6 protein-coding genes are annotated in these 4,455 nt (G+C 61.2%); 3 read left to right on the top strand and 3 right to left on the bottom strand.

What is annotated here, in order from left to right:
* The 3 genes from VEK15_00715 to VEK15_00705 all read left to right on the top strand — a co-directional run.
* On the top strand, positions 1-1,001 hold a 1,001-nt coding region (locus VEK15_00715), incomplete at its 5' end, for an ATP-grasp domain-containing protein (protein ID HXV59184.1).
* Between the two features lie 16 nt (positions 1,002-1,017).
* Positions 1,018-2,433: a DEAD/DEAH box helicase gene (locus VEK15_00710; GenBank protein HXV59183.1), complete on the top strand. Its 1,416-nt coding sequence runs from the start codon at positions 1,018-1,020 to the stop codon at positions 2,431-2,433.
* A 12-nt stretch (positions 2,434-2,445) separates the two neighbouring features.
* Positions 2,446-2,889 carry an SRPBCC domain-containing protein gene (locus VEK15_00705; GenBank protein ID HXV59182.1) on the top strand — a complete coding sequence of 148 codons (444 nt, stop codon included), beginning with the start codon at positions 2,446-2,448 and terminating at the stop codon, positions 2,887-2,889.
* Positions 2,890-2,992: 103 nt separating this feature from the next.
* Here VEK15_00705 and VEK15_00700 read toward each other — a convergent pair whose 3' ends face one another.
* From VEK15_00700 to VEK15_00690, 3 genes are all read right to left on the bottom strand, one after another.
* Positions 2,993-3,415, bottom strand: coding sequence for a type II toxin-antitoxin system VapC family toxin (locus VEK15_00700; protein HXV59181.1), 423 nt, complete (start codon positions 3,413-3,415; stop codon positions 2,993-2,995).
* Positions 3,412-3,693 (bottom strand): type II toxin-antitoxin system Phd/YefM family antitoxin, encoded by a 282-nt coding sequence (locus VEK15_00695; GenBank protein ID HXV59180.1) that lies wholly within the window; start codon positions 3,691-3,693, stop codon positions 3,412-3,414. Before VEK15_00695 ends, VEK15_00700 begins: the two co-directional genes overlap by 4 nt.
* 73 nt (positions 3,694-3,766) lie before the next feature.
* On the bottom strand, positions 3,767-4,455 hold a 689-nt coding region (locus VEK15_00690; protein HXV59179.1), incomplete at its 5' end, for an alkaline phosphatase D family protein.

The raw sequence follows: 4,455 nt of genomic DNA, 5'->3' as shown, positions 1-4,455 counted from the left end.
GGGTCCTTGCTCTAATGCACCAAAGCATGATGCCACCGGATGACGTCGAAGGCTACGACCTGCGCGAAGTGTCCTGGAAGATGGAGTTCGACGTCATCGAGACGCTGATGCGGATGGGACATCGCGTGTCCCGGCTCGGGGTGGAAAGCGACCTCGGCGTGATCCGTCGCGCGATTCGGGATGAGCGTCCGCACATCGTTTTCAACTTGCTCGAGGACTTCGACGACGTCCCCATCTACGACCAGAACGTCGTGAGCTACCTCGAGCTTCTTAGGGTCCTCTATACCGGCTGCAACGCGCGCGGCCTGATGCTCGCGCGCGACAAAGCGGTTTCGAAGAAGCTGCTCGCCTATCACCGCATCCGGGTCCCCGAGTTCAACGTGTTCCAGCGGGGAAGGAACTTCCGGATGCCCCCGCGCCTCCGGTTTCCCGCGATCGTAAAATCGCTCGTTCAGGACGCATCGGCGGGAATCTCCCAGGCTTCGGTCGTGGAGGACGAGGACAGGCTGCGTGAGCGGATCGCCTTCGTCCACAAGAACGTTGGGACCGACGCGATCGTCGAGCGCTACATCGACGGGAGAGAGCTCTACGTGGGCGTCATCGGGAACGAGCGTCTCCAGGTATTTCCCGTCTGGGAGATCTATCTGTCGAAACTCTCGAAAAGCGCCTGGGCGATTGCTACCGGACACGTCAAATGGAACGCCCGCTACCAGCGAAAGCACAAGATACGAACCGGACCGGCGAAGAATCTTTCCGACTCGACCCAGGTGGAGATCCAAAAACTCGCCAAGCGGATTTACCGCAACCTCTACCTGAGCGGCTATGCGCGCATCGACTTTCGCCTCGATCCTGTGGGCCGGATTTTCTTCCTCGAGGCGAATCCCAATCCCCAGCTCGCCTACGGAGAAGATTTCGCCGAGTCGGCCGAGGCCGGTGGAATCTCTTACGAAAAACTCCTTCAGAGAATCCTGAACTTGGGACTCCAATGGAGTCCCCATTGAGGTGCTCGTCAGTTTCATGATCCAGCCAGATGATTTCCGCGGCCTCGGGGTGTCCGAGGCCACCCTCGGCGCGCTCGCCGAAATGGGCTACCTACGCCCGACCGAAGTACAGAAAGAGACCATCCCTCTTTGTCGAGAGGGACTCGACCTCGTCGTGCAATCCCGCACCGGAACGGGGAAGACGACGGCCTTCGGCATTCCCATTGTGGAAGATGTCGAGGTCGAGCGGGGTGAGGTCCAGGCGGTCGTGCTGACCCCGACGAGAGAGCTCGCGCTCCAGGTGCGAGCGGAAACTGCCGAGCTCGGCTCCGGTCGGGGCGTCAAAGTGGTAGCGATCTACGGCGGCGACTCGATCGATGCCCAGGTTCGCGGGCTCCAGGAGGGCGCCCAGGTGATCGTGGGGACGCCCGGCCGCGTTCTGGATCTCCTTCGCCGAGGGGCGCTGCGCTTCGAGCACGTCCGCTACCTCGTCCTCGACGAGGCCGATCGGATGCTCGACATGGGCTTCGCCCAGGAGATGAACCAGATCATGGAGTACGTGCCCGAGGAGCGACAGACGCTCCTGTTCTCGGCGACCATCCCCCTGGGCATCCGCGGACTCATCTACCACTACCTGAACGAGCCCCGCTGGGTACTGCTCTCCGAGGACTTCGCCTACGTCAAGGACGTTCGCCACACGTACATCATCACGCCGCGCATGCAGAAGGAAGCGGTTCTCGAAAAGCTCATCGAATACGACCAGCCAACGTCTTCGATGATCTTTTGCAACACGAAGGAGGAGGTGCGCTCGGTCGCGAGTTTTCTTGCCCGCCGCGGCCTTCCCGTCGCGATGATCTCGAGCGACCTGATTCAGAAAAAGCGCGAGCTGGTGATGGCTCGATTTCGCAATGGAGAAATTCGCCACCTGGTAGCTACCGACGTCGCGGCGCGAGGCATCGACATCGAGGAGCTCTCACACGTCTTCATTTACTCGACACCCGAATCTCCCGAGGCCTACATCCATCGAGCAGGTCGCACAGGCCGTATCGGGCGCGGTGGCGTCGTCGTGTCGCTGGTCTCGGCCACCGATCTGGTGAGCTTCAACCGTCTGTCCAATCGCTACCACCTGGCGCTCATCGAGCGTTCGGTCCCGACGGAAGAAGAGGTCGAAGCGCGCAAGACGGAGCGGCTCGTGGCCCTGCTGGTGGACGAAGCGAAGGAGGTGCCGGAAGACGACATCGCCGACCTTCGTCGCGTCGTGGATGCGATTTGCGAGCATCCCGAGCGCGCCCGGCTCATCGCCTACCTGATGCAACGGGATTTCGGGGCGCCCGTCACCGTCGACGAGCCGCCGAACGGCGAGAAGCGCGCGGCCGAGGCGCCCCCGCCTCGCGAGCCGAGCCGCCCCGGCAAACGACCCCGAAGGCGACGCTCACGACGACGAAAGCAATAGCGACACCAAGAATTGGCGATTCAGCTTGCGGTCTTTGTCAGACGTCGTTTTCGCGCCCCGCCCGAGACCGTCTACCGAGCGTTCACCGAGCCGTCGCTTCTCGCCCGATGGTTCTCACCGAGCGGGGACATCGGAGTCGAGGTTCTCGAGTACGACCTTTCAGTCGGTGGAAGGTACCGATTCGGGTTCTGCTTCCCCGACGGCCATCGAACTATCGTGCTCGGTACGTTTCGAGAGATCTCGGCTCCCCATCGCCTCGTGTTCACCTGGACTTGGGAGGCTCCGGACCCCCACGCCGGCATCGAGACGCTGGTAATCGTTCGGATCGAGCAGGTCGGAAGCGAGACCGAGGTCGTCGTGACACACGAACGGTTTCCCAACTGGGAGTCCCGGGACCGGCACGATGCCGGCTGGAGCACGACCCTGGACCGGCTCGAAGACTTGATTGGAAAGTGAGGTTCATCTCGTCGCCTTCAAACTCTTGGGTGGGTGTACGGTCAGAAGGGGTCGTTCGAGCTCGGCGAAAGCTAGGGGAGTTCTCCTCCAACGGAATGTACGACTAGTCCGAACGCCAGTCCTCGATCGTCAGGCCTTCGAAGCACTCATAGTGACTGACGTTAGCCGTGACGAGGACCAAAGTGTTGACTCGAGCAATCGCCGCGATCTGTCCGTCCACGAACGACGGCGGCTTCCCGTCGGTCTCGAGCCGAGCCCGTTCGGAGGCGTGCCAAGCCGCCGCCGCATCGTCATAGCCGAGAACGGGTACGTGCGGGGCAATGACATCGCGTAGATATCTCTCCAGCATCGTGCGTCGGTGTGAGGCGGGCAGTCGGTAGCATCCGAACAAGAGCTCGTGCCACACGAGGGACGCGATGGCGACGCACTCCTCGTTCTCGGCAAGCTTTCGTTGAACGCCAGGATTTGGAGTGGGTTTTACAGGCTCCGAGAGGACATTCGTATCGAGGAGGTAAGACAGATTCAAAGCCCAATATCTCTGCCCTTTGACCGATCCCGAACCCCTTCGTAGGCGGACTCGATATCCAGCTCGCGGAGATCGTGAGCCGATCGAAAGTCCTGAATGGCCCGGCTCAGGGGGATGGAGCTCTTCATGTGGGCGCGGTAGCGCTCGGTCGATATCAGCACCGCAACCGGCTCACCCCTTCTCGTCAACGTGACCGTGAGTCCACGTTCCACATCGCGCACCAGCGACGGAAGGTTCTCACGGGCATCGGATATCGATACCTCCCTCTTCGGTCTCATGTGTACATCTTAGATGTACACATGAGACTGGTCAAGCTTTGCCGGTGGGAACCCCATTCCGGAGGAAAGGGAGCTAGAAATAATGAACCTTGTCGGGCGGCAGCGGATCGCCCTTCCGCGAGAAGACCGAAACGGTGATGCGATCGGGGTCGACCGTGAGTCGCGTGAAATTGTCGGTTGAATACACGGGACCGGCGCGTTGGAGCTCGAGCACGTAGTTGCTCGACCGGAGAGTGCCTTCGAGTACGAGAGAGCGATGGGCAGCTTCGGGATAGGGCCAGAACAAAGGGGACGAGATGACCGAGATGAGCCTGATCTTTGTCCCCTCGATGCCGCAGAGCTCGGCAGAGAGCGACGCGTGAATGTCTCCGGAAAGAAAGACCACCCTCTCGATACGATGTTCGACGATGTGGGAGAGCAAAGCGTGCCGATCTCGGGGAAAGCCGGTCCAGTGATCGTCGGTCTTCGCTCTCGTCTCGGGAAACAACGGAACGGAGCTCACGACGAGCTTCACCCGGCCGGAGCCATCCCTCAGCCAGCTCAATAGCGCGCCCATCTGCTCAGAGCTCACGAGCCGAGCCTCGCCGGGACCTCCGAGCACACGCTCGGTGCGAACGTCCATCACGAAGAAATCACCGCAACCGTCTCGGAACGTGTACCAGAGTTTTTCGGGAGTGCCCTCGATCCTGTGTCCTCGCACGGGAAACAAGGGGCTGTGGCTCGCCTGGTAAACCTGGTAGGCATGCATGGCAGCGGGGTACT

The organism is Vicinamibacteria bacterium, from assembly GCA_035620555.1.
GTDB lineage: Bacteria > Acidobacteriota > Vicinamibacteria > Marinacidobacterales > SMYC01 > DASPGQ01.
Note: the sequence above shows the minus strand (reverse complement) of the source record. Positions and strands in the feature narration are given on the sequence as shown.

What these genes read in the sequence shown, in the direction of transcription:
- VEK15_00710 (HXV59183.1), top strand. Translation starts at nt 1,018, where the DNA reads ATGATCCAGCCAGATGATTTCCGCGGCCTCGGGGTGTCCGAGGCCACC.
- VEK15_00695 (HXV59180.1), bottom strand. Translation starts at nt 3,693, where the DNA reads ATGAGACCGAAGAGGGAGGTATCGATATCCGATGCCCGTGAGAACCTT.